The sequence below is a fragment of the Mesorhizobium sp. M2A.F.Ca.ET.042.01.1.1 genome, assembly GCF_003997405.1.
In the GTDB taxonomy this organism is placed as follows: domain Bacteria; phylum Pseudomonadota; class Alphaproteobacteria; order Rhizobiales; family Rhizobiaceae; genus Mesorhizobium.
On the sequence record NZ_RZRX01000090.1, the window covers coordinates 1 to 22,922 of the forward strand.

Annotated in this window: 24 protein-coding genes and 1 pseudogene; 18 read left to right on the plus strand and 7 right to left on the minus strand. The window is 64.8% G+C overall.

The window, feature by feature from the left end; translation table 11 throughout:
* The 9 genes from EOA23_RS15685 to recO all read left to right on the plus strand — a co-directional run.
* Positions 1–180: VOC family protein (locus EOA23_RS15685; RefSeq protein ID WP_189341618.1), on the plus strand; the 180-nt coding region annotated here is incomplete at its 5' end.
* 28 nt (positions 181–208) lie between these two features.
* Positions 209–619 carry a RidA family protein gene (locus EOA23_RS15690; protein ID WP_126061911.1) on the plus strand — a complete coding sequence of 137 codons (411 nt, stop codon included), beginning with the start codon at positions 209–211 and terminating at the stop codon, positions 617–619.
* A 332-nt stretch (positions 620–951) separates the two neighbouring features.
* On the plus strand, positions 952–1,539 hold the full coding sequence (locus EOA23_RS15695; RefSeq protein ID WP_127304792.1) for a DUF2062 domain-containing protein: 588 nt from the start codon (positions 952–954) through the stop codon (positions 1,537–1,539).
* Positions 1,536–1,949, plus strand: a complete 414-nt coding sequence (gene acpS / locus EOA23_RS15700) for a holo-ACP synthase (protein ID WP_127304793.1) — start codon at positions 1,536–1,538, stop codon at positions 1,947–1,949. Before EOA23_RS15695 ends, acpS begins: the two co-directional genes overlap by 4 nt.
* Before the next feature lie 79 nt (positions 1,950–2,028).
* Entirely contained in the window at positions 2,029–2,778 is a 750-nt protein-coding gene (gene lepB / locus EOA23_RS15705) for a signal peptidase I (RefSeq protein ID WP_042637851.1), read from the plus strand.
* Positions 2,779–2,782: 4 nt separating this feature from the next.
* On the plus strand, positions 2,783–3,499 hold the full coding sequence (gene rnc / locus EOA23_RS15710; protein ID WP_127304794.1) for a ribonuclease III: 717 nt from the start codon (positions 2,783–2,785) through the stop codon (positions 3,497–3,499).
* Positions 3,484–4,416 carry a GTPase Era gene (gene era, locus EOA23_RS15715; protein WP_127304795.1) on the plus strand — a complete coding sequence of 311 codons (933 nt, stop codon included), beginning with the start codon at positions 3,484–3,486 and terminating at the stop codon, positions 4,414–4,416. The genes rnc and era overlap by 16 nt, the downstream gene beginning before the upstream one ends.
* 36 nt (positions 4,417–4,452) lie before the next feature.
* A complete protein-coding gene (locus EOA23_RS15720) occupies positions 4,453–5,346 on the plus strand; it encodes an aminoglycoside phosphotransferase family protein (RefSeq protein WP_127304796.1) in 894 nt (297 codons plus the stop codon).
* Between the two features lie 85 nt (positions 5,347–5,431).
* Positions 5,432–6,190, plus strand: coding sequence for a DNA repair protein RecO (gene recO / locus EOA23_RS15725; protein WP_127304797.1), 759 nt, complete (start codon positions 5,432–5,434; stop codon positions 6,188–6,190).
* A gap of 11 nt (positions 6,191–6,201) precedes the next feature.
* Here recO and EOA23_RS15730 read toward each other — a convergent pair whose 3' ends face one another.
* Complete coding sequence (locus EOA23_RS15730) at positions 6,202–6,666, minus strand: NUDIX domain-containing protein (RefSeq protein ID WP_127304798.1); 465 nt, start codon at positions 6,664–6,666, stop codon at positions 6,202–6,204.
* Between the two features lie 263 nt (positions 6,667–6,929).
* Here EOA23_RS15730 and EOA23_RS15735 point away from each other — a divergent pair, with 263 nt between their 5' ends.
* From EOA23_RS15735 to EOA23_RS15760, 6 genes are all read left to right on the plus strand, one after another.
* On the plus strand, positions 6,930–9,752 hold the full coding sequence (locus tag EOA23_RS15735; RefSeq protein ID WP_127304799.1) for a DUF2339 domain-containing protein: 2,823 nt from the start codon (positions 6,930–6,932) through the stop codon (positions 9,750–9,752).
* Positions 9,753–9,882: 130 nt separating this feature from the next.
* Complete coding sequence (locus tag EOA23_RS15740; RefSeq protein ID WP_126061902.1) at positions 9,883–10,395, plus strand: RNA polymerase sigma factor; 513 nt, start codon at positions 9,883–9,885, stop codon at positions 10,393–10,395.
* Positions 10,396–10,397: 2 nt separating this feature from the next.
* Positions 10,398–11,192, plus strand: a complete 795-nt coding sequence (locus tag EOA23_RS15745) for an anti-sigma factor (RefSeq protein WP_127304800.1) — start codon at positions 10,398–10,400, stop codon at positions 11,190–11,192.
* A gap of 207 nt (positions 11,193–11,399) precedes the next feature.
* Positions 11,400–12,497 (plus strand): GNAT family N-acetyltransferase/peptidase C39 family protein, encoded by a 1,098-nt coding sequence (locus EOA23_RS15750; RefSeq protein WP_127304801.1) that lies wholly within the window; start codon positions 11,400–11,402, stop codon positions 12,495–12,497.
* Positions 12,498–12,500: 3 nt separating this feature from the next.
* Positions 12,501–13,964 (plus strand): RimK family protein, encoded by a 1,464-nt coding sequence (locus EOA23_RS15755; RefSeq protein WP_127304802.1) that lies wholly within the window; start codon positions 12,501–12,503, stop codon positions 13,962–13,964.
* 232 nt (positions 13,965–14,196) lie between these two features.
* Positions 14,197–14,469 carry a DUF3303 family protein gene (locus tag EOA23_RS15760; protein ID WP_127304803.1) on the plus strand — a complete coding sequence of 91 codons (273 nt, stop codon included), beginning with the start codon at positions 14,197–14,199 and terminating at the stop codon, positions 14,467–14,469.
* Between the two features lie 34 nt (positions 14,470–14,503).
* Here EOA23_RS15760 and EOA23_RS15765 read toward each other — a convergent pair whose 3' ends face one another.
* Positions 14,504–14,896 carry a RidA family protein gene (locus EOA23_RS15765; RefSeq protein ID WP_127304804.1) on the minus strand — a complete coding sequence of 131 codons (393 nt, stop codon included), beginning with the start codon at positions 14,894–14,896 and terminating at the stop codon, positions 14,504–14,506.
* 81 nt (positions 14,897–14,977) lie between these two features.
* Positions 14,978–15,907: a LysR substrate-binding domain-containing protein gene (locus tag EOA23_RS15770; RefSeq protein ID WP_127304805.1), complete on the minus strand. Its 930-nt coding sequence runs from the start codon at positions 15,905–15,907 to the stop codon at positions 14,978–14,980.
* Positions 15,908–16,018: 111 nt separating this feature from the next.
* On the opposite strand from EOA23_RS15770, the gene EOA23_RS15775 reads away from it, so the two are divergent.
* On the plus strand, positions 16,019–16,909 hold the full coding sequence (locus tag EOA23_RS15775) for a fatty acid desaturase family protein (RefSeq protein WP_127304811.1): 891 nt from the start codon (positions 16,019–16,021) through the stop codon (positions 16,907–16,909).
* A 30-nt stretch (positions 16,910–16,939) separates the two neighbouring features.
* Here EOA23_RS15775 and EOA23_RS15780 read toward each other — a convergent pair whose 3' ends face one another.
* The 3 genes from EOA23_RS15780 to EOA23_RS15790 all read right to left on the minus strand — a co-directional run bounded on the left by EOA23_RS15780 (position 16,940) and on the right by EOA23_RS15790 (position 20,648).
* Positions 16,940–19,081: an EAL domain-containing protein gene (locus EOA23_RS15780; protein ID WP_127304806.1), complete on the minus strand. Its 2,142-nt coding sequence runs from the start codon at positions 19,079–19,081 to the stop codon at positions 16,940–16,942.
* 65 nt (positions 19,082–19,146) lie between these two features.
* On the minus strand, positions 19,147–19,785 hold the full coding sequence (locus tag EOA23_RS15785; RefSeq protein ID WP_127304807.1) for an HD family hydrolase: 639 nt from the start codon (positions 19,783–19,785) through the stop codon (positions 19,147–19,149).
* Positions 19,785–20,648 carry a folate-binding protein YgfZ gene (locus EOA23_RS15790; protein ID WP_127304808.1) on the minus strand — a complete coding sequence of 288 codons (864 nt, stop codon included), beginning with the start codon at positions 20,646–20,648 and terminating at the stop codon, positions 19,785–19,787. Before EOA23_RS15790 ends, EOA23_RS15785 begins: the two co-directional genes overlap by 1 nt.
* Positions 20,649–20,732: 84 nt before the next feature.
* Between EOA23_RS15790 and EOA23_RS15795 the strand changes: the two genes are divergently transcribed.
* Both EOA23_RS15795 and EOA23_RS15800 read left to right on the plus strand, forming a co-directional pair.
* Positions 20,733–22,064 carry a dihydroorotase gene (locus EOA23_RS15795; protein WP_127304809.1) on the plus strand — a complete coding sequence of 444 codons (1,332 nt, stop codon included), beginning with the start codon at positions 20,733–20,735 and terminating at the stop codon, positions 22,062–22,064.
* A gap of 51 nt (positions 22,065–22,115) precedes the next feature.
* Positions 22,116–22,340: a hypothetical protein gene (locus tag EOA23_RS15800; RefSeq protein ID WP_127304810.1), complete on the plus strand. Its 225-nt coding sequence runs from the start codon at positions 22,116–22,118 to the stop codon at positions 22,338–22,340.
* A gap of 77 nt (positions 22,341–22,417) precedes the next feature.
* Here EOA23_RS15800 and EOA23_RS15805 read toward each other — a convergent pair.
* Positions 22,418–22,922, minus strand: a pseudogene (locus tag EOA23_RS15805) (hypothetical protein); the annotation flags it as partial.

The window sequence follows — 22,922 nt, forward strand, 5'->3', positions numbered from 1 at the left end:
GGCGATTTCTGCCTCGTGGCGGCGGTGCCGCTTGCCGAAGTCCAGGCCAGCTTGCAAGCCAATGGCGTGGCGGTCGAAGTCGGCCCGGTCGAACGTACCGGCGCGCGCGGTGCTATGATGTCGGTCTATTTCCGCGATCCGGACGGCAATCTGGTCGAGGTCAGCCAATACAGGTCATAGGTTTGGCCAGCCAAATTCGAAAGCTCACATGGCGACAAGCTTCAATCCCTCCGAAATCTGGCAGCCATTCGGCGCTTTTTCCATGCTGAAGATCCAAGGGGTGGGCCAAATCGTCCATCTCAAGGGCCAGGTTTCGCTCGACAAGGAGGGGCAAGTCGTCGGCAAGAACGATATGCCAGCACAGGTCCGCAAAACGTTGGAGAATATTCAGGCCGTTCTGGCGTCCGTTGGCGGCACGATGGCCGACATCATATCCTTGACCCAGTACGCCACGGACATACAGAAGTTCATGGCCGCAGGGGAAATTCGCAAGCAGTTTTTCGCTGAGCCATTTCCAGTTACGACCACTGTAGAGGTCGTTCGCCTCTATCATCCCGACCTGTTGATCGAGATCACGGCGACCGCGGAAATCCCTCATGACCGCTTCAGGCGGCCGTAAGACTTTTCAAGACAGACTACGCGATGTTTGGCTGGCTGTACCGCTGCTGCGGTCGGATGAGAGCCGCTGAACCGATGCGCAGTCCATCAGTCGATCCGCCGCCGCCGCCGTCATCGTGCGGACGGCCATGTTGTCTTTCTTTCCTCAGTTTCGCCAGAAATGAGGCTCTTGTTAGCGCCTGCGGCAGACCATCGCGGCGGCGTTTTCGTTGTTTCGCGGCACTGCCGTCGCTATATCAAAGTTTGTTGCCTTTCTGCGCCCTCGAAGCGCAAGATGTGTGGCGCGTCCCGGTGGGCAGGGGCAGCGCGTGTTGGACCGGGAACTGGAACAGAGTGCTTTTTCGACGCCGAGAGCCTGATGGCCTCCTGGAGCGGGTGCGTACTTACCTTTGGCCGCGCCGCTCGTTCTCGCGTTCCGTGCAGTATTTCTCCAAGCGCATCCTGCGGCTGAAGGCGACGCCGCATTCGGTCGCCGCCGGTGTCGCCGCGGGTGTTTTTGCCTCCTTCTTCCCGCTGGGTGTCCATTTCGTCGTTGCCGCCGTGCTTTGCTGGGTGATCGCCGGCAATCTGGTCGCGGCAGCGCTCGGCGCCGTGTTCTTCGGCAATCCGCTGACCTCTCCGCTGCTGTGGGGCGCGTCCTGGGAAACAGGCAAGTTGCTCCTGCATGAGCGCCTGCCCAAGCATGGGCCGCCCGAGCATCTCGGCGAAATGATGCACAAGCTCTCCTTCGCAAAGCTCTGGCATCCCGTTCTGGAGCCGATGCTGATCGGCGCGGTGCCGCTCGGCCTGGTCTTCGGGCTCGTGTTCTACGGCGTCACGCGCTGGGGCATGACCGTGTTCCGCGAACAGCGCAAGAAGCGCATGGCCGAACGCGCGGAGAAGAAAGCGCGGCAGGGCGGACGGGAAGTGCCGGCGGAATGATCATCGGCATCGGCAGCGACCTCATCGACATCAGACGCATCGAAAAATCGCTGGAGCGGCACGGCCAGCGCTTCGTCCAGCGCATCTACACCGAGGTCGAGCAGGCCAAGTCGGAAAGGCGGGCCGCCCGCGCGGCTTCCTACGCCAAGCGCTTCGCCGCCAAGGAGGCCTGCGCCAAGGCGCTGGGCACCGGCATGGCCGAGGGCGTGTTCTGGCGTGACATGGGCGTGATCAACCTGCCGAGCGGTGCGCCGACCATGGCGCTGACCGGCGGCGCCGCCACCAGGCTGGAGAAGATACTGCCGAAAGGCCACCGGGCGCTGATCCATCTCACCATCACCGATGATTTTCCGCTTGCTCAAGCCTTTGTGATTATCGAGGCGGTGCCCGCCGAACAAGCGCCACATTGATTCCATCTGACCACGAGCGGCATGACGTTGCTCAGCGCGCGCCGAGACTCTATACCAACATCGCACAATCGAGGACGACATGAGCGTGGCTGAAAAATCGCAGAAGAAATCCGGCGGGCTTGGGGAGACCTTTTCCGTCATCATCCAGGCTCTGCTGCTCGCGCTCGTCATCCGCACGCTGCTCTTCCAGCCTTTCTCCATCCCGTCCGGCTCGATGCGGCCGACTCTGCTCGAAGGCGACTATCTCTTCGTCACCAAATGGGCCTATGGCTATTCGCGCTATTCGCTGCCGTTCGGTCCCGATATCTTTTCCGGCCGCATCTGGGGCTCGGAGCCCAAGCGCGGCGACGTGGTGGTGTTCAAGTTCCCGCCGGACCCATCGGTCGACTACATCAAGCGCGTCGTCGGCCTGCCCGGCGACAAGATCCAGATGAAGGACGGCCAGCTCTTCATCAACGACGTCGGCGTGCCGCGCGTGAAGACCGGCCAGATCGAAAATCCCGACATCACCGAAGTGCCTCAGCCCGTCGACGTCTATCGCGAGACGCTGCCGAACGGTGTCAGCTACGACACGCTCGACCTGACGCCGAATTCGATCGGCGACAACACCCGCGAATGGACCGTGCCGCCCGGCCACTACTTCATGATGGGCGATAACCGCGACAATTCCTCCGACAGCCGCTTCACCGTCGGCTTTGTTCCTGCCGAAAACCTGGTCGGCCGCGCCAACCTCATCTTCTTCTCGATCGCCGGCAAGGCGAGCCCGCTCGAGATCTGGAAGTGGCCATCGCTGATGCGTGCCGATCGCCTGTTCCATTTCGTCCACTAGAGCGATGGCGGCCAGCAAGCGTTTGACCGCCGATGCCCTCGCCGAGGCGCTTGCCCCGCGCACCGGCCATGCCTTCGCCGATCGCCAGCGTCTGCAGCGCGCGCTGACCCATGCCAGCGCGCGCTCGACCCATGCCGGCGTCGACTACGAACGCTTCGAGTTCCTGGGCGATCGCGTTCTCGGCCTTGTCGTCGCCGACATGCTGCTCGCGGCCTTTCCCGAGGCCGCCGAGGGCGAGCTGTCGCTGCGTCTCAACGCGCTGGTCAATGCCGAGGCGCTCTCCGATATCGCCGAGGAGATCGGCCTGCCCGAGCTGATCCGCGCCGGCTCCGATGTGCGCAATCTCGACGGGCGCAAGCGCACCAATCTGCGTGCCGATGCGCTGGAATCGCTGATTGCCGTGCTTTACCTGGATGGTGGCCTCGAAGCTGCCCGGGCGTTCATACACCGCTATTGGCAGCCGCGCTCGCAGGCGATCGGCGCAGCGCGGCGCGACGCCAAGACCGAATTGCAGGAATGGGCGCACCAGGCCGCCGCCGGCGCCGTGCCGGCCTACCGCATCGACGGCCGCGAGGGACCGGACCACGACCCGCTGTTCACGGTCAGCGTCAAGGTCGGCTCATTTGCTCCGGCGACCGGCAGCGGCCGCTCCAAGCGTGAGGCCGAGCAGGCCGCGGCGGCTACTCTTTTGCTGCGCGAAGGCGTATGGAGCGCGGCATGACAGAAAATGAAAGCCCTGAAGTTCCCGCGACGCGCTCCGGCTTCGTCGCGCTGATCGGCGCGCCCAATGCCGGCAAGTCGACGCTGGTCAACCAGCTGGTCGGCGCCAAGGTGTCGATCGTCACCCATAAGGTGCAGACCACCCGCGCCATCGTGCGCGGCATCGCCACGCATGACAACGCGCAGATCGTGTTCGTCGACACGCCCGGCATCTTCAAGCCGAAGCGGCGGCTGGACACGGCGATGGTGACGACCGCCTGGGGCGGCGCCAAGGATGCCGATGTCGTGGTGCTTCTGATCGACGCCGAGCGCGGCATCAAGGGCGATGCCGACGCCATCCTCGACCGGCTGAAGGACGTCCGCCAGCCGATGCTGCTCGTCCTCAACAAGGTCGACCGCGTCAAGCCCGAGACGCTGCTCGCGCTGGCCGCGACCGCGAACGAACGGGTGCCGTTCAAGCGCACCTTCATGGTCTCCGCGCTCACCGGCTCCGGTTGCAAGGACCTGCTCGACCATCTCGCCGAGACGCTTCCCCTGGGCCCCTGGTACTATCCGGAGGACCAGATCTCCGACCTGCCGATGCGCCAGCTCGCGGCCGAGATCACCCGCGAAAAGCTTTATCTGCGGCTGCACCAGGAGCTTCCCTATTCCTCGCATATCGAGACCGAGAAATGGGAAGAGAAGAAGGACGGCTCGGTGCGCATCGAGCAGGTCATCTATGTCGAGCGCGACAGCCAGAAGAAGATCGTGCTCGGCCACAAGGGCGAGACCATCCGCGCCATCGGCCAGGCCGCGCGCACCGAGATCGCCGAAATCCTCGAGCAGAAGGTGCACCTCTTCCTGTTCGTGAAGGTGCGCGAGAACTGGGGCGACGACCCCGAGCGGTACCGCGAGATGGGGCTGGAGTTTCCCCATTGATGCTTGTCGCCTAGAAGGTCCGTAAGGGTCTGCGACATGCATAATCCAGAGATCACGATCGATACCGGTCTCGTGCGACGGCTGGTCTACACGCAGTTTCCGCGATGGCGGGACCTGCCGGTCAGCCCGGTCGCTTTCGGCGGCTGGGACAACCGCACTTTTCATCTTGGCGACGAGATGACGGTCCGACTGCCGAGCGCGGCCGCCTATTCGCTGCAGGTCGAGAAGGAGCAGCGCTGGCTACCGAAACTTGCACCCCTCCTGCCGCTGCCGATTCCGACGCCGCTGGCCATGGGCGAACCAGCCGAAGGTTACCCCTGGCATTGGTCGATCTATCGCTGGATCGAGGGCGAGACGGCCAAGAGCGGCCGCATCGCCGATCTCAACATCTTCGCCGTTTCGCTCGCCGATTTCCTTGTCGCGTTGAGGGGCATCGATCCGACGGACGGGCCTGCACCCGGCCAGCACAATTTCCACCGTGGCGGGCCGCTGACCGTCTATGACGGCGAGGCGAGGCAGGCCATCGCCGCGCTTGAACGGCGGATCGACGCCCAAGCCGCCACGACCGTCTGGGAAGCCGCACTTGCCGCCACCTGGTCTGGCTCTCCGGTCTGGTTTCATGGCGATGTCGCCTCGGGCAATCTTCTGGTCGAGGATGGTCGCCTGAGCGCCGTCATCGATTTCGGCACGTCCGGCGTCGGCGATCCATCCTGCGATCTGGCGATCGCGTGGACCTTCTTCGAAGGCGAAAGCCGGGAGGCCTTCCGCGCCCGCATCGCCGCCGACGACGCCACCTGGGCGCGCGGCCGCGGCTGGGCGCTGTGGAAGGCGCTGATCACCGTCGCCGGCCACGACGCCAACCAGGCCGAGGCGGAAAGGCAGCGCCACGTGATCGACGAGGTGCTTGCCGATCATTGCCGCTGGGCCTGACACGGGATCAGAGAATGTCAGCACAGATCGAGCCCGGCGGGTCGAAACCTTGATTTCGCCGCGCAACGGGTGAAAAGCTCGATCCATGGAATGGCGCGACGAGGGAATCGTTCTCGGCACCCGCAGGCATGGCGAAACCAGCGCCATCCTCGAGGTGATGACGCGCACCCATGGCCGCCATCTTGGCCTTGTGCGGGGAGGGCGCTCGCGCAAGCAGCAGCCGGTGCTGCAGCCCGGCAACCGCGTCGACCTCCTGTGGCGGGCGCGGCTCGACGAGCATCTCGGCGTCTTCCAGGCCGAGGCGATCGAGATGAACGCGGCGCGGCTGATGGACAGCGCGGTTGCCGTCTACGGCCTGCAGACCATGGCCGCGCATCTGAGGCTCCTGCCCGAGCGTGACGCCCATGGCGGCCTTTACGAAGCGCTGGCGGTGATGATCTCGCATCTGGACGACGCCGACGCGGCGGGCGAGTTGGTGGCGCGCTTCGAGCTGCTCATCCTCGATGAACTGGGCTTCGGCCTCGATCTCAGCCAATGCGCGGCGACCGGCTCCAGGCAGGATCTCGCTTATGTCTCGCCGAAATCCGGCCGCGCCGTGTCGCGCGAAGCGGGTGCGGCCTGGCACGACAAGATGCTCAAGCTGCCAGCCTTTCTGCAGCGCGGCTCCGGCCTGCGCGCCGACGCGGCGGCGCTCGAGGACGCCTTCCGGCTGAGCGGCTTCTTCTTCACCCGCCATGTCTACGAGCCGCGCGGCCTCGAGCCGCCCGACGCCCGCGCCGGCTTCCTGGCCGCGCTGCGCCGGCATCATGCGGCGGTGAAGGCGGTTGTGGGCGAGGCAGGATAGCGGGCAGACGCCTAGTCGGCGCCGCGCCGTTCCAGAAAATCGTCGAGCATGGGGCGCTGGCCTTGCAGGATCTTGACGCCGGCTTCGGGCAGCGAAAACCATCCGGCTCTGTCGACTTCGGGGAAGTCCTTCATGGTCCCCGATTTCGGCGGCCACTCCATGGTGAACATGTTGCTCTTGATGGCGTTTGTGTCGACATCTGCCTCGACGCTCCACGCCACCACGATCTTGCCGCCCGGCTGCCTGTAGCTGCCGAGCGGCCGGAAATCGCCATCGATGGCGACGCCGAGCTCCTCCTCTGCTTCCCGCTTGGCGGCTTCGAGCTCATCCTCATTGTCGCCGATCAGTCCCTTGGGGATCGACCACGCGCCCTCATCCTTGCGCGCCCAGAACGGACCCCCTGGATGGACGAGCAGGAATTCGAACACACCGCCTATGTGTCTGTGGATCAGCAGGCCGGCACTTCGCAGCGGCATCGGTCACCTCACGGCATTCCTTTTGTTCGCGCGAGAATAGCACGAGTACTTCGTGGCCGACGTCGCGCGATCCCGCCGGCAAGGTGGGCAATGTCGGCGGCCGGATAGCGGCTAAGCCGGCAAGTTGCTGGCAATCGGCCGCGAAACATGCTCGATCTTGTTAATTGGCCCGATCTTGTTAATTGGCGAGACGCTGATTTGCGCCAGTCGTCTCGTTGCCGCATTTGTTGGCCACGACTGGTCTGGTTTTGAGGGAAACCGCCATGTTTTTCAGCCTGATCGCCATTGCCGCCGTCATAGCTCTTTTCGTCATCGTGTCACGACAGCAGAACCGCATCGCGCTGGTCGAGCGCGAGCTCGGCATCCTGCGCGGCCTGGTGCAGTCGGGCGCTTCGCTATCCGCGCCCAAGGCGGATGCCGCCGCCGAGGGCGCTCCGAAGGAGGCGGGAGAGGCCGCGGCGATCGCCGCCGCGCCAGCTGTTCAGGAGACCGTCCCGTCCGAACCCATCGCGACAACGACCGGCATTGCCGAAGCCGAAGTCGCGGCCGGAACATGGAAGAAAGGCGAGGTGGCAGCGACAAGTGCCACGGAGCCCGGCAAAGACGAGCCCGGGCCGGAACTTTCAGCCGAAACCAAAGCGGCGTTCACCCGATCCCCGGCCACCGAGAAAGCAGCACGCCGGACCGATGTCGAAACGGCGCTGGGCACACGCTGGGCGGTCTGGGTCGGCGGCATCGCGTTGGCGCTGGGCGGCCTGTTCCTGATCCGCTACACGATCGAGGCCGGCATCTTCGGTCCCGGCGTGCGCCTGACGATGGCCGGCATCCTTGGCCTGGCGCTGATTGCCGGCGCCGAATTCATCCGCCGCACCGGCTTCCACGTGCCAGTGCAGGGCGCTGCCGGCGCCTATATCCCCTCGATCCTCACGGCTGCCGGCGCCTTCATCCTGTTCGGCACGGTCTATGCGGCGCATGGCATCTATGGCTTCATCGGTCCGGCGACCGCCTTCGCGCTGCTTGGCGTCATCGGCGTCGCGACCATTGGCGCCTCGCTGGTGCACGGCCTGGCGCTGGCCGGCATCGGCCTCGTCGGCGCCATGGTCACGCCGGCGCTGGTGGCATCGCAGGCGCCAAATCCCTGGGCGCTGTTCGTCTATCTGGCGATCGTGCTTGCGGCGAGCGCTGCAACCGCCCGCATCCGCGACTGGAAGGCGCTCATGGCGGCCGCTTTCGCCGGCACCGGCATCTGGACCGTCCTCTACATGGTCGACGCGCCGGATGTGAACCTCGCCGCCGTCCTGTTCATCAGCCTCGCCACGCTGGCGGTGCTGGCCCTGGTCTGGCTCGCCCCCTTCGTGACTGCTGGCCGCGACGAAGCGGCGCGAGGCTTCGACTGGCCATCGATCGTGCCCGGCTTCTTCATCGCCTTGAGCGCGCTGGGCCTGTCCGTCGATCCGGCTTTTGCCAGCGCCGGCGATGCATTGCACGGCGCCGTCCTGCTGGCCGCGCTGGTCGCGGTGGCGCTCCACCGGCCGCGCGCGCTTCCGCTGGTCTTTGCCGCCGGCATCGCCACCGTGCTGATCTATCTCGGCATCATCCCGCCCGCCACGATCGGCGCCGACGCGCTCGATGTCGGGCTGGACGCCCAGCCCCTGGCTTCGTCCGACACGCTGACGTTCCGCATCGGCATCGCGCTTGGCCTGGTCTTCCTCGCCGCCGGATTCTGGGCGGCGCGCCGCTTCGCCGCCACCGTTCCGACACGCGCGGCTTGCTGGGCTGCCTGGGGCGTCATTGCCCCGCTGGTGGTGCTGACCGCACTGTGGCTGACCTTCGGCGATATCGATCGCGACCTCGGCTACGCGCTGCCGGCGCTGCTGCTGATGCTCGTCTTTGCCACCGGCGGCGAACGGATCGCGCGCGCCGAGCAGCCGCCGCTCACCGGCGGCCCGGCCGTGTCGTTCGCTTTGGGCGGCGCCGGCATTGCCGGCCTGCTGATGCTGCACATGGCCTTCGGCTCGGGCTGGACGACCGTGCTGCTCGGCGCCGCCGCTATTCCGCCGACGTTGGCCACGCGCTGGCGCTCTTACCCTGTGCTCGGCTGGATCGCGGTGGGCGCGGCGGTCGCCGTGCTTGGCCGCGTCGCCTTCGACCCGACCATCGTCGGCGCGGCGTTTCTGTCGAGGACACCGGTCTTCAACTGGCTGCTGCCGGGCTATGGCGTGCCGGCGCTCGCCTTCGGTTTCGCCGCCTGGCAGCTTGCACGCACCACCAGCGGCCGGCCGCACCTCGTCATGGAGGCGGCCTCGGCGCTGTTTACGCTGCTCACCATCGCCATGCTGGTGCGCCACGCCATGCATGGCGGCGTTATCGACACCGGCGCGGTGACCCTTGCCGAGCAGGCGATCTACACGCTGATCACGCTCGGCGCCAGCGCCATACTGGTCGCAATCGACATGCGCTCGCCAAGCTCGGTTCTACGCTATGGCTCGATAGCCGCCGGCGTTGTCTCGGCGGGCCTCATCGCCATCCAGCATTTCGTGGTGCTGAACCCGCTGCTGACGGACGAGTCGACCGGCACGATCCCGGTGTTCAACCTCCTGTTCCTCGCTTATCTGCTGCCGGCCGTCGCCGCCGGCGCGCTGGCGCTCTATGTCCGCGACAAGCGCCCGCGATGGTATGCGGCGATGCTGGCCTTGATCGCCGCGCTGCTCGCCTTCGCCTACGCCACGCTTTCGGTGCGTCGCCTGTTCAAGGGTGAGTTCATCGCCTTGTGGAGCGGGCTTGGCCAGCTCGAGACCTACACCTATTCGGCGCTGTGGCTGGCCATCGGCGTGGCGCTGCTCACCGCCGGCGTCTGGCTGAAATCGCAGGTGCTGCGCATCGCGTCCGCTGTGCTGATCGCGGTCGCGGTGGTGAAGGTCTTCCTGTTCGACATGTCGGAGCTGGAAGGCGTGCTGCGCGCGCTCTCCTTCATCGGCCTGGGGGCCGTGCTGATCGGCATCGGCCTGTTCTACCAGCGGCTGCTGACACGGGCGGCGAGGGATAAGACTGAAAACTTGCAGGAACAAGTGGATAGCCGGGAATAAACCGGCCCGCGTCCGCGTTATCCACTTGCTTGGGTAATCGCAGCGGTTCGGCCGCTTCGCGCTGACTGCTTGCGCCGCGCCGGGAAGGCGCGTTCTATCGGGATGGAGAGCGACCACGAAACAAGCGGTCATGGACGACAAGAAGGCAGCGATCCTGAGCGAGATACCGCGGTTGCGGCGCTATGCGCGCTCGCTGCTGCGCGACCGCGATTCCGCCGACGACCTTGTCCAGGACTGCCTGGAGCGGGCGCTTGTGCGGCTCGACAACTGGCAGACTGGAGAAAGCCCCCGGAGGTGGCTGTTTACGATCATGCATCACTTGTTCATCGACCAGATGCGCAAGGTCAACCGGCGCGGCGAGGCGACGATGCTGCCTCTCGAAGCCGGTGAGGCCCAAGCCGCGCCCGCCGATCAGGTCGAGACCATCGCCTCGCGCGAGATCATGGATGCCCTGCAGGCGATCAGCCCTGATCGCCGCGCGGCGTTGGTGATGGTCGCCATCGAGGGCTTTTCCTATGCCGAGGCCGCCAACATCCTTGGCGTGCCGGCCGGCACGCTGATGTCGCGCATCGCGCGCGGCCGCGAGGAACTGCGAGGATTGCTCGACGACACATCGCGCCGCCGCTCGATAAGGATCGTCTAGAAATGACCCGCCGCGATTTTTCCGAACGCGATATCCATATGGCCCTCGACGGCGAGCTGCCGGGCGAGGAGCGCATGGCTTACGATGCCTGGCTCGAGGCCAATCCCGAGATGAAGGCGAAGTCCGCGCGCTACATTGCCGACCGCGCCGCCATGCGCGCCGCCTTCGCGGGCGTGATGGACGAGCCGGTGCCGGCGCGGCTGCGGCAGGTCGTGCTTGGCGAGGCGCCTGCAAAAGCATCGGCCTGGCGCTCGCGCTGGTGGCTGTCGGCTGCCGCGGCCGTGATGCTCGCGGTCGGCGGGCTCGGCGGCTATGTCGCCGGTGTCGACAGCATCGCCCGTGGCGGCGAAGGCGACGACCAGCTCGCCGAGCAGGCGATCGCCGCCCATGTTACCTACGCTGCCGAGAATCGCCACGCCGTCGAAGTCCCGGCGAGCGACAAGGACCATCTCCAGACCTGGCTGTCGAACCGCGTCGGGCTGAAGCTGGTCGCGCCCGATCTTGCGGCCGAGGGCTTCCAGCTGGTCGGCGGCCGGCTGCTGCCGGCTGGTGAGCAAGGCAAGGCGGCGATGCTGCTTTATGAGGATGCCAAGGGCGAGCGCATCTCGCTCTACGTCACCGCCGACTCGTCGGAGACATCGAAGGGCACCTACGCGGCCGAGACGGGCGGACCGGAAGCGGTCTATTGGCTCGACAAGGGCTACGCCTGCGCGGTCGTCGGCTCATTGCCGCCGGAGCGCCTGTCGGACGTCGCAAAGGTCGCCTATGGCCAGCTCGTGGCCGGCATATCGAGCTGAACGGGCTGCGTTTTTCGGCGGCCGGCAGTCGCTTGAACAGCAATTCTGTTCAAGCGCTTGGCCCTTTGCTGCCGCCGCGGAAACTGTCACAATTCGGCCCTAATCAAGGAGCGATAGCGCTTGATGAATACTGGCGCTTCGGCCAGTATTCGTGACGCATCCACCGGGGCCGTTTCTTAAACCCAATCGAGGTTCTCCCAAGCCCGCATGCCTGCCGAGATCCGCAAGGCCCGCGCGTCAGACGTCGATGACCTCGCCGCCATCGAGAAGGCTGTTTTTCCGGGCGACAGGCTCTCGCGCCGCTCCTTCCGCCAGTTCATCGAACGCGATACCGCCGAGATGCTGGTGGCCGAGAACGAGGGCCGGGTCGCCGGTTATGCGGTGGTGCTGTTTCGCAAGGGCAGCGGCGTGGCGCGGCTCTATTCCATCGCTGTCGGTCCCTTTTTCGGCCGCCTCGGTGTCGGCCGGCTTCTGCTCGCGGCCGCGGAAGAGGCGGCCTTCGAGCACGACCGGCTGTTGCTGCGCCTCGAAGTGCGCGAGGACAATGATCGCGCCATCCGCATCTACGAGCAGGCCGGCTATCGGAAACTGGGCCGCGAGCCCGACTATTACGAGGATGGCGCGACCGCGCTGCGCTACGAAAAGACGCTGCGCGGCGACACGCCAACCGCAACCAAGGTGCCGTTCTACCAGCAGACCTGCGAGTTCACCTGCGGCCCTTGCTGCCTGATGATGGCGATGGCGAATTTCGACCGCGGCTTCGTGCCCGATCCGGTCATGGAAATCCGCCTGTGGCGCGAGGCGACCACGGTCTTCATGATGTCGGGTCCGGGCGGCTGCGAGCCTTTCGGCCTGGCGGTCGCCGGCTATGAGAGCGGGCTCGCCGCCGAGATATTCGTCTCCTTCTACGGCGCGCTGTTCCTGCAGTCGGTGAGGAGCGAGGACAAGCGCCGCGTGATGGAGCTCGCCCAGGTCGATTTCCGCCGCCGCGCCGAACTCTACGGCATCCCCGTCAACTACCGTCCGTTCGGCATCGGCGATATCCGCCAAGCCCTCGCCGAGGGCAAGCTGGTGCTGGTGCTGGTCAGCGGCTTCCTTATGTTTGGCAAGAAGGTGCCGCATTGGGTGCTGGCCATCGGCGACGATGGCGACCATATCCTGATCCACGACCCCTGGGTCGAGGATGAAAGGCAGGAAACCATACTCGATGCCGCGAACATTCCAGTGCCCTACGACATCTTCATGAACATGGCGCAGTTCGGCCGCGACGGCTTGCGCGCCGCCATCACTCTGGGAAAACGCTGAACAATGACCTGGGTAATCCTCACAGGCAGGCAGAACGATCTCGATCAGGTGGCCACACCCCACAAGATCATCACCAACCGCGACTATCTCGCGCATCCGGCGCTGTTCCGCGGCCAGCGGCCGAAAGTTATCAACCTGTCGAACAATTACGGCTATCAGAGCCGCGGCTATTATGCTTCGCTGCTCGCAGGCTCGCGCGGCCACAGGGTGATCCCGACCGTCGAGACCATGATCGACCTGTCCGAGCGCAAGCTTTACGAGCACGCCCTGCCGGAGCTCGAGCTGGCCTTGAACAAATGCCGCAAGGACCTCGGCGGGATTTTTCCGGCCAAGGTCGCGATCTTCTTCGGCATCGGCCCGTCGAAAGTGTGGGACCGTTTCGCCAAGCTGTTGTTCGACTGGTTCCGCGCGCCGGCGCTCGAGGTGCACATCAAGGACAGCGCCGAATGGGCCTCGATCCGCAAGATCGGCTTCCTGCCGCTCGCCCGCATGACCGAGGACGAGGAAGAGCTCTTCCTGCAGTGCCTGGAGACCTACACCAACCGCGAATGGCGCGACACCAAGGGCCGCACGCCGGCGCGCTATACCTTCGCGACGCTGGTCGATCCGCATGAGGAATTGCCGCCGTCGGAGATTTCCTCGCTGCGCTACTGGGCGAGGATCGCCGAGAAGATGGGCGTCGAGGTCGAGCCGATCACCAGGAAGGATCTCGCCAAGCTTGCCAATTACGACGCGCTGTTCATCCGCGAGACCACCTCGATCTCCAACCACACCTACCGCTTCGCGCGCCGCGCCCAGCAGGAAGGCATGCCGGTGATCGACGACCCGCTGTCGATGATCCGCTGCACCAACAAGGTCTATCTCAACGAGCTGATGACCTACAACAAGGTGCCGGTGCCGCCGACCGTGATGATCGCCGGCACCTCCGACTTCGCAGTGGCGGCGCAGACGCTTGGCTTCCCGCTGGTGCTGAAGATTCCGGATTCGTCTTTCTCGCGCGGCGTCAAGAAATGCGAGAACATGGCGGAGCTGACCAAGCTCGCGACCGAATGGCTGGAAGATTCCGATCTCCTGATCGCGCAGAAATTCATCCCGACCGAATATGACTGGCGCGTCGGCGTGCTCGGCGGCCAACCGCTGTTTGCCGTGCATTACCTGATGGCGAAGAAGCACTGGCAGATCGTCAACCACAAGGCCAGCGGCAAGCCCGACCAGGGCGGCATCAAGACCTTTACGCTGAAGCAGACGCCGCCGCATGTCGTCGAGACGGCTGTGCGGGCGGCAAAATGCATCGGCGACGGCCTCTACGGCGTCGACCTCAAGGAGACCAAGGACGGGGTCTTCGTCATCGAGGTCAACGACAATCCCAATCTCGATCACGGCTGGGAGGATTCCGGCGAGAAGGACGAGCTCTGGGTGCGGCTGACGCAGTGGTTCCTGGAACGCCTGGAGCGGCCGGAGAAGTAGGGGCGGGGGAAGGGGAATTGAAGAACTGAGGAACTGAAGAACTGAAGAACTGAAGAACTGAAGAACTGAAGAACGAAGAATGGGGTGTCTCGCGGGCCATCCGTCCTTGCATTATCAGCTCCTCGTTTCCTATCCTCTCAGTTCCTCAGTTCCTCAGTTCCTCAGTTCCTCAGTTCCTCAGTTCCTCAGTTCCCCAATTCTTCAATTCCTAGTCATCAACCGAGGGAAAAGCATGCTGTTCTTCGTGATCGAAGATTTTCACGGCTCGGACCGCAAGGAAATCTACCGCCGCTTCCGCGACAAGGGCCGGCTGAAGCCCGACGAGCTCGTAGTGCATCACAGCTGGATCGCGGGTGACATGAGCCGCTGCTTCATGCTGGTTGAAGCCGATGACGCGACGGTGCTGCAGCGCTGGGCCATCGAGTGGAACGACCTGGTCGAGTTCGAGATCATTCCAGTGGCGACGAGCAAGGACATGGTCGCGGCATTGGCTGCGCATCTCTGAAAGGCTTCGGGGCGCGCAGAGTGCCGTTTCCCCGTCAAATGACGGCTATCGCGTCGACCTCTATCAGGTAGCCTGGTGACATGATCGCCACGCCGACGATCACATTCGCCGGCTTGTGATCTCCAAACAGCGAAATCTGCGCGGCCTCGATGATCGGAACGTGTTCGTCGCGGTCGTAGTCGACGATGTAGATCGTGATCTTGCAGACCTGGTCGGGCCGGGCGCCCGCCGCGCTCAGCGCTCGGCCGAGATTGGCGAATGACAGGCGCGCCTGCGCCGCAAAATCACCGTGCCCGACGAGCTTGCCGTTTGTGTCTTCGGGCTGCTGACCTGAGATGAACACCAGCTTGGATCCCGTCGCGATGACAACCTGGGTGTACATCCCCGGAACCGGCAGATCTGCCGGATTGATGAGTTCGAGCGACATCAAAGATCTCCTGCTGCTTCGTTTGACTGAAAAGCGAGGCGGGCGCGAAGGATTGGTGCTCCGTTGCCCGAATTCCCTGAACTACGTCTCGGAGGACTGGGCGCCGAGCGCTGGCGAGTTGACCGCGCGCACGCATTCCCCGACCAGCCATTCCCGGAACGCGCCCACGATATCGCGTCTTGCGCTGCGTTCGGGGATCGTGAGGCAATAGGACTGGCGCAGTTCCAGGGATTGCGCGGCGGCCCGCACCAGCTTGCCATCCTCCAGCGCCTGGGCGCAATAGATGCCTTGCGCCAGCGCCACGCCCAGGCCTGAAATGGCGAGATCGAGCGCTGCCCGCGACGAATTCGCGGAGAGACCGCGCTGCGCCGCGCGGCCCGGCTCGCTTCCCGCCGCCGCGAACCAGTTGCGCCAGGACGGAAAGGACGCTCCGGTCGGTCCCCAGTCCGTGTGGATTAGCGGCAGGCCCGCAAGGTCGTCCGATACGGTCGCTCGGGCCAGCGTCGGCGCGCAGACAGGATAGACTGCATCCCTGACGATCTCCTCGGTCGGATGCTCCCGATAGTGCGGACCGTAGGAGAGGCGGATGTCGATCAATTCATGATCGAAGGGCACAGGATCGTCGTCGCCCCTGAGCGATATATCGGCAGCGCCATGGGATGCGACGAAGCCGGCGAGCCGTTCCGAAAGCCAGCCCATCGCCATGGAAGGCGGCACCGAGATCACGAGCCTCGGCCGGAACGCGCCGCCGCCGACATCGCGCGCGACGCTGCCGATCTCCCGGAAGGCCATGCTGAGCCTGGGCAGCATCTCCACCCCGGCCTCGGTCAGCACGGCCCGCCGGTTGACCCGGTGGAACAGTTGTCGTCCCATCTGCTCCTCGACGGTGCGGATAAGCTGGCTGACGGCCGCGGCCGAGATCGACAGTTCTTCGGCGGCGGCTGCGAAGCTTCCCGTCCGCGCCGCCGCTTCGAAGGCCTGAAGTCCGCGCAAGGAGGGAAGGGCGACCATGACAATCCAATAGATAAGTTCGCCTTATCTATTTCGCAGAAATCCTCGTTTTTCGAAAGGTTTCTTTCTGGAGTATCGTGACTCATGAACGCAATCGATCATCACGAAACCATCGACCATCGCCAGCTGATCGCCTCGCTGACGAATGAGGAGCGCGGGCGGCTGACCGGCAAATCGGATGGGCCGGGCCTTGTCCAGTTCGCGCTCCATCTCGGGGCGATCACCGTCCTTGGCGCGCTGATCGGGGCAAGAGTGCCGTACTGGCCGGTCCTGATGCTGCCGCAGGGCATCCTGATCGTCTTCCTGTTCACCCTGCTGCATGAAACCGTGCACCGGACGGCATTCGAAACGCGATGGCTGAACGATGTGGTCGCGCGCTTCTGCAGCCTGGCGATCGCGCTGCCGGCCGACTGGTTCCGCTACTTCCATTTCGCCCATCACCGCTTCACTCAGGATCCGGAAAACGATCCGGAGCTGGCCTTCCCGAAGCCCGAGACGATGCGGCAATACATCGTCCACGTCTCAGGGCTGCCCGTGTGGTGGGGCCACTTCAAGACGCTCTACACCAATGCGATGGGGCGCTGCGGGGACAGCTACGTGCCGCCGAAGGGGCTGCCGAAGGTGAAGGCCGAGGCGCGGGCGATGATCGCCTTCTATCTCGTTCTGCTGGCGCTCGCGGTGTGGTTCAAGGCGTCGGTGCTGCTCACTGTCTGGATCGTGCCCGCGCTGCTCGGCCAGCCGTTCCTGAGGCTCTATCTGTTGGCCGAGCACGGCCGCTGTCCCTTCGTCGCCAACATGCTGGAAAACACCCGCACGACGCTGACCAACTGGGTCGTGCGCAAGCTCGCCTGGAACATGCCTTATCATGCCGAGCACCACGCCTATCCCGGCGTGCCGTTCCACCAGTTGCCTGAATTCCACCGGCTGATCGAGGGCCATCTCAAGGTGATCGAGCCTGGCTATGTGAGCTTCCACGAGAAATATATCGGGGCGCTACGCTAGGCGACGGACGCGTCAGAGAGACAGCGCATATCAGCCTGACTGGCGCAGCAGCGCCTGCGAACGCAGCAGCCGGCTCATGTCGGCCGCTTTGGCCGGCACGCCGATCAGATAGCCTTGCGCCTCGCCGCAGCCCGCCTTGCGCAGCATGTCGAGCTGCGCTTCGGTCTCGACGCCTTCGGCGGTGACGGTGACGCCGAGTTCGGCGCCGAGACCGATCACGGTGCGCACGATCGCCGCCGTGTCGCGTCTGTCGAGGTCTCGGATGAAGGAGCGGTCGATCTTGATCTTGTCGACGGGGAAGCGCCGGAGGTAGCCGAGCGAGGAATAGCCGGTGCCGAAATCGTCGAGCGCGATGCGCACGCCGAGACCGCGCAACTGGCTGAGCGTCCTCAGCACCGAGTCGCTTTCGTCCATCATTACCGTTTCGGTGATTTCGAGCTCCAGGCGGTTGGCCGGCAGGCCCGAAAAGGCGAGCGCCGAGATCACGCTGCGGGCGAAGCCGCCGCTCTTGATCTGCGCGGCCGAGACGTTGACGGCCATGCGCATCTCCGGCGGCCAATGGGCGGCCACGCTGCAAGCCTTGCGAAGCGCCCAGTCGCCGAGCTGCACGATCAGTCCGGTCTCCTCGGCGGCGGCGATGAAGTTTTCCGGCGACACCAGGCCGCGCGATGGCGAGCGCCAGCGCATCAGGGCTTCCGCGCCGACAATTTCGCCGGAGCCGATGTTGAGGATCGGCTGGAAATCGAGCTCGAACTCGCGCTTGGAAAGGGCTGCTTCGAGATCGGCTTCAAGCGCGCGGCGCTCCCGCATCAGGGCATCCATGCCCGGCTCGAAGAAACGATAGACATTGCGACCTTCGCTCTTGCCCCGGTAGAGCGCCATGTCGGCATTGGTGAGCAGCGTGTCGGCATCGTGCCCGTCACCGGGATAGAGCGCGATGCCCAGGCTCACGCCCACATGCATTTCGCGTCCCTTGTCGCGATAGGGCTTGCCGACGATCTCGACGATGCGCTTGGCAAGCTTTTCGGCGTCGGCGGCGCTCTTGATGCCGGACTGGATGATGGCGAACTCGTCGCCGCCGAAGCGGGCGACCACGTCCTTGCTGCCGCGCACGGCATGCTGCAGCCGCTTGGCGACGCATTTCAACAGCCAGTCCCCGGCCGGGTGGCCGAATGTGTCGTTGACGGCCTTGAAGCGGTCGAGGTCGAGCGAGAGGATCGCCAGCGGCTTGGCCTTGGCCTCGCCAAGCGCCTGGTCCAGCTTCTCGCGAAACATCGAGCGGTTGGGCAGGTTTGTCAGCGTGTCGTGATGCGCAAGATGCGTCATGCGCTCCTCGACGCGGCGCCGCTCGGTCACGTCCTCGAAGGTCGCCACCCAGCCGCCGCCGGCGAGCGGCCGCCGCAGGACGAAGAGCGTTCGGCCGTCGACCAGTTCGCGATAGCTCGAGCGCGGCTGGCCCGCGTCCAGGGCCGCCTTCGCCTTTTCCACCTCGATGTCGACTTCAACAGGCACGAAGATGCCGAGAGCCACGAGTTTCTCCAGCATCTGACGGTGCGTCATACCGAGCGTGAAATCGGCAGCCTTCGCGTTGCAAAGGTCCAGGAAGCGCTGGTTGCGGACGATCAGGCGGCCCTCGGCGCTGTACATCAAGAGGCCTTGCGACATGTTGGCCAAAGCTGCGTCGAACCGGCGGTGCTGCTCCTTCAGTTCCGCCTCGGCGCGCCGCTGCTCGGTCACGTCCTCATAGATCGAAACCCAGCCGCCGACGGCGATGGGCCGATGGGAAATGACGATGATGCGACCGTCGGAGAGGACTTCCTCGTAGGTCGAAGGCCTGGCGCCGTCGATATAGGGCTTGCGGATGGCATGGAGTTCTGCGGCGCTTTGCGAGGCGACGCCGACATCGACGCTGTGCTGCAGGATGTCGAAGAAACGAATGCCGGGCTTAACCACTTTGGCGTCCAGGCGGAAGATGTCGATGTAGTTGCGGTTGCAGATGATCATCCGCTCGTCGGCGTCGAACATGCATAGCCCATGCGACATGTTCTCGACCGCCGCCGCGAAGCGCTCGTTCTGGGCCCGTAATTCTTCCGCAATCCGCCGTGCCGGACCGATAGCGGCCGTTCTTCGCTTGCCGGCGGTGGAAGCCGTCTTGACATGAACGCCAGGCATGAGCACGCCTTCGGACCGTGACCGAACGCAATACTGTCCTGGTAGCCGGTTAATTTAGCGTTCTTTTAGATGACTGAATTGGTGGCAAGCGAGGACTGGCGCTTGGCTTCCAGTGTCTTGAAACGCTTGAGGAAAGCCGTTTGCGCCCAGGTGACGGATTTTGGCGTGAAGTCGAAGCGGTGGGCGGAGAAGCCGCGCGGCCGGCCGAAATACTCGGTCGCTTCCGCCGTCGAGAAGCCGGCCAGCAGCGTCGCCTCGAAATAGGCGGCGATCTGGTCGGCGCGCTTGATGTCCTTGCGCAAGGAGGCGGCGAGCTCCGCCGGCAGCGAGAAACGCAGATGGATGGCGCGCTGCAGGCGCAGCTCGCAATCCTTGTAGGAGCCGCCCATCACCGATTTGAACGGCGAGATCATGTCGCCGATGACATATTCCGGCGCATCGTGCAGCAGCGCGGCGAGCCGCGCCTCCGCCGTGGCCTGCGGTGCCAACTCGCCATAGAGCGCCTCGACCAGCAGCGAATGCTGCGCGACGGAGAAGGCATGGTCGCCGCTGGTCTGGCCGTTCCAGCGGGCGACGCGGGCGAGCCCATGCGCGATGTCGGCGATCTCGATGTCGAGCGGCGAGGGATCGAGCAGGTCGAGCCGCCGGCCCGACAGCATGCGTTGCCACGCGCGCGGCGGCGCGCCGGCCCGGTCGGCCGCCATCAGGCCTCCTCCGCGCTGGCCGCGCCTTCAGGGAAGCTGAACTTCGCCCAGGCGGGAATCGTGAGCGTCACCGGAACCTCGCCCGCTAGGATCGCCTCGCCGGCATCGAGCGCCGCCTTGACCCGGTCGATGCGGGCAATGGCAAGTCCGGTCCTGCCGCTAACCGAGCCGAGCGCGCCCACCGGCCGGCCGGCGACGGCAAGCTCGGTTCCCGAAGCGGGCAGGGGGCCGTCGGCCGACACGATCAGCACGCGTCGCCGCGCGGTGCCGCGATGCTGCATGCGCGAAACCACTTCCTGGCCTATATAGCAGCCCTTCTTGAAGCCGACGCCGCCGGTTTCGTCGAGCAGCACGTCATGCGGGAAGGCGTCGCCGAGCTGGTAGTCGGCGCCGCTTTCGGCGACGCCGTTGGCGATCCGGACGGCTTTCCAGCCATCAGGATCGCCACCGTCCTTTGCCCCGCCGCCATAAATACGCCTCACCGCCACGTCGCGAAAACGCGTGTCGGCAAGCGCCGTTGAATCGGAAGACGAGGGGGTTGAATCATCACCCCACGCGACCGTGACAACCACCTGATCCTGCTTGGCAATCTCAGCCTTTGCCCTTAGCCGATAAAGCATCAGCCGGCGCACGAAATCGTCGGCGGTGTCGGCCCGGCATTCGAGCCGAAAACCGTTGTCGCCGGCGCGCGAGATCAGGAAATCGAACAGGATTTTGCCCTGCGGCGAAAGCAGCGCGCCGGGTTTGGCCTCGCCGGGCTTCAGGGCATCGAGATCGGTGGTGAGGATGTTCTGCAGGAAATGCTCGGCGTCGGGGCCTGACACGGAAATGAGCGCGCGGTCGTTGAGCTGGGTAAAGGGCATGAGGGAAAGTCGGCCTGATCTTGCAAAACGTTCGGCCATTACGTAAGCCGGCCACACTCCCCCCGCAAGAGATTGGACCTGCCCATGGCAACCACCTTCGACCTCATCCTGACAGGCGGCACGGTAGTGAACCATGATGGCGAGGGCCGCCGCGACATCGGCGTGAAGGGCGGACGCATCGCGCGGATCGGCGATCTCGGCCAGGCCTCGGCCGGCGAGACCATCGACTGCACCGGCCTGCACATCTTGCCGGGCGTCGTCGACAGCCAGGTGCATTTCCGCGAGCCGGGGCTGGAGCACAAGGAAGATCTGGAGACCGGCTCCCGCGCGGCGGTGCTGGGCGGCGTCACCGCCGTCTTCGAAATGCCCAACACCAATCCTTTGACCACCAGCGAGGCCGCACTTGCCGACAAAGTACGCCGCGCCACCGGCCGCATGCATTGCGACTTCGCCTTCTGGGTCGGCGGCACGCGCGACAATGCTCGCGATGTCGGCGAACTGGAACGATTGCCGGGAGCGGCCGGCATCAAAGTGTTCATGGGCTCGTCCACCGGCGACCTTCTGGTCGAGGACGATGAAGGCGTCGCCTCGATCCTGCGCAACACCCGCCGCCGCTCCGCCTTCCACTCCGAGGACGAATTTCGTCTGCGCGAGCGGCTCGGCGAGCGCGTCGAGGGCGATCCGTCGTCGCATCCCGTCTGGCGCGACGAGATCGCAGCACTGCGCTGCACCGAGCGCCTGGTGCGCATCGCCAGGCAGACGCGCGCGCGCATCCATGTGCTGCACATCTCAACCGCGGAAGAAATCGTCTTCCTCGAACAGCACAAGGACGTCGCGACCTGCGAAGCGACGCCGCATCATCTGACGCTGACGGCGGACGACTATGCCAGGCTTGGCACGCTGATCCAGATGAACCCGCCGGTGCGCGCGGCTCGCCACCGCGACGGCGTCTGGCACGGCATTCATCAAGGCATCGTCGATGTACTGGGATCAGACCATGCTCCGCATACGCTGGCCGAGAAGGCAAAGACCTATCCGGCCTCGCCGTCCGGTATGACCGGCGTGCAGACGCTGGTGCCGATCATGTTGGACCATGTGAACGCCGGCCGGCTCACCTTGCAGCGCTTCGTCGATCTTTCTAGCCACGGCCCGCAGCGCATCTTCGGCATGGCCAGAAAGGGCCGCATCGCCGCCGGCTACGATGCCGATTTCACCATCGTCGATATGAAGCGGCGCGAGACCATCACCAACGCCCAGGCCGGCTCCAAGGCCGGCTGGACACCCTATGACGGCAAGCAGGTGACAGGCTGGCCGGTCGGCACCATCGTGCGCGGCAATCGCGTCATGTGGGAAGGTGAGATCGCGACACCCGGCCAGGGCAAGGCGGTGGAATTTTCCGAGGCGCTGCCGGCTTAACCCTGCCAAAAGTTGGATTTGTTAAGCGCTCTGCATTATCTTGTAGGCGCTATGAGCGAGAACATCGCGCCGATCATTCCTGCAGAGTTTTCCGAGCTCCAGGCACTTGCCTGGAACCGCGATGTCGCGCGCCCGATCCCGGCCAAAGAGGCCTTTGCGCTTTACGAGCGCAACTGGCGCTTTGTCGATCAAAAGCGCCTTACGGCACGTGAGAAGCTGCTTATCATGAAGTTGGCTGACGAATTCGGCCGCGGCATCCTTCTGACCACTGCCTAAGCGGTCGCGACAGTCCTAACCGATAGGCTTGACGGGACGTCGTTTCGTTGCCCCGCCATTGCCATACCTGGGAAGCCTTAATCCCCGGCGACGAAAAACAGCCACTGCCCTGTCGGCGTGATGCCGACGCGGTAGAAGATGTAGGCGCCGAACTGCTTCATGTCGTCATAGTCGCTGGCCGTGACCAGCTTGAACAATTCGACGCGCTGTCTGGCATCGAGCTTGTCGAGCGGCAGCGCGAAGAAATACGGCCAGACATAGAGTTCCTGCGGAGTGCCGGTGTCGACATGCACATAGCCGGCCGAAAGCACCTCTTCCAGGATGGCGAGGATCTCCTGGCCGTCGCCGTCGCCCGATAGTCCCTTGAGGAAGGTGATCGGGTCGCCGTCGATATCGCCCAGCGACAATTGCGTCATGGAATCGCCCTTGCCGATCAGCGGCCGCAGCTTCTCGATGTCGCCGGTACGGCAGGCCTCGATGATCAGCCCATGCATGCGCTTGACCGGTTCAGGAAGCGTGTTGAGGTCGTAGACGACCGCCGGCGGCGGCGCGTCCGGATCGGCGCGCGGGCTGGTGACTGTT

Coding starts and splice junctions, on each gene's coding strand:
- EOA23_RS15690 (WP_126061911.1), top strand. CDS start 209: ATGGCGACAAGCTTCAATCCCTCCGAAATCTGGCAGCCATTCGGCGCT.
- acpS (WP_127304793.1), top strand. CDS start 1,536: ATGATCATCGGCATCGGCAGCGACCTCATCGACATCAGACGCATCGAA.
- lepB (WP_042637851.1), top strand. CDS start 2,029: ATGAGCGTGGCTGAAAAATCGCAGAAGAAATCCGGCGGGCTTGGGGAG.
- rnc (WP_127304794.1), top strand. CDS start 2,783: ATGGCGGCCAGCAAGCGTTTGACCGCCGATGCCCTCGCCGAGGCGCTT.
- era (WP_127304795.1), top strand. CDS start 3,484: ATGGAGCGCGGCATGACAGAAAATGAAAGCCCTGAAGTTCCCGCGACG.
- EOA23_RS15720 (WP_127304796.1), top strand. CDS start 4,453: ATGCATAATCCAGAGATCACGATCGATACCGGTCTCGTGCGACGGCTG.
- recO (WP_127304797.1), top strand. CDS start 5,432: ATGGAATGGCGCGACGAGGGAATCGTTCTCGGCACCCGCAGGCATGGC.
- EOA23_RS15730 (WP_127304798.1), bottom strand. CDS start 6,666: ATGCCGCTGCGAAGTGCCGGCCTGCTGATCCACAGACACATAGGCGGT.
- EOA23_RS15735 (WP_127304799.1), top strand. CDS start 6,930: ATGTTTTTCAGCCTGATCGCCATTGCCGCCGTCATAGCTCTTTTCGTC.
- EOA23_RS15740 (WP_126061902.1), top strand. CDS start 9,883: ATGGACGACAAGAAGGCAGCGATCCTGAGCGAGATACCGCGGTTGCGG.
- EOA23_RS15745 (WP_127304800.1), top strand. CDS start 10,398: ATGACCCGCCGCGATTTTTCCGAACGCGATATCCATATGGCCCTCGAC.
- EOA23_RS15750 (WP_127304801.1), top strand. CDS start 11,400: ATGCCTGCCGAGATCCGCAAGGCCCGCGCGTCAGACGTCGATGACCTC.
- EOA23_RS15755 (WP_127304802.1), top strand. CDS start 12,501: ATGACCTGGGTAATCCTCACAGGCAGGCAGAACGATCTCGATCAGGTG.
- EOA23_RS15760 (WP_127304803.1), top strand. CDS start 14,197: ATGCTGTTCTTCGTGATCGAAGATTTTCACGGCTCGGACCGCAAGGAA.
- EOA23_RS15765 (WP_127304804.1), bottom strand. CDS start 14,896: ATGTCGCTCGAACTCATCAATCCGGCAGATCTGCCGGTTCCGGGGATG.
- EOA23_RS15770 (WP_127304805.1), bottom strand. CDS start 15,907: ATGGTCGCCCTTCCCTCCTTGCGCGGACTTCAGGCCTTCGAAGCGGCG.
- EOA23_RS15780 (WP_127304806.1), bottom strand. CDS start 19,081: ATGCCTGGCGTTCATGTCAAGACGGCTTCCACCGCCGGCAAGCGAAGA.
- EOA23_RS15785 (WP_127304807.1), bottom strand. CDS start 19,785: ATGGCGGCCGACCGGGCCGGCGCGCCGCCGCGCGCGTGGCAACGCATG.
- EOA23_RS15790 (WP_127304808.1), bottom strand. CDS start 20,648: ATGCCCTTTACCCAGCTCAACGACCGCGCGCTCATTTCCGTGTCAGGC.
- EOA23_RS15795 (WP_127304809.1), top strand. CDS start 20,733: ATGGCAACCACCTTCGACCTCATCCTGACAGGCGGCACGGTAGTGAAC.
- EOA23_RS15800 (WP_127304810.1), top strand. CDS start 22,116: ATGAGCGAGAACATCGCGCCGATCATTCCTGCAGAGTTTTCCGAGCTC.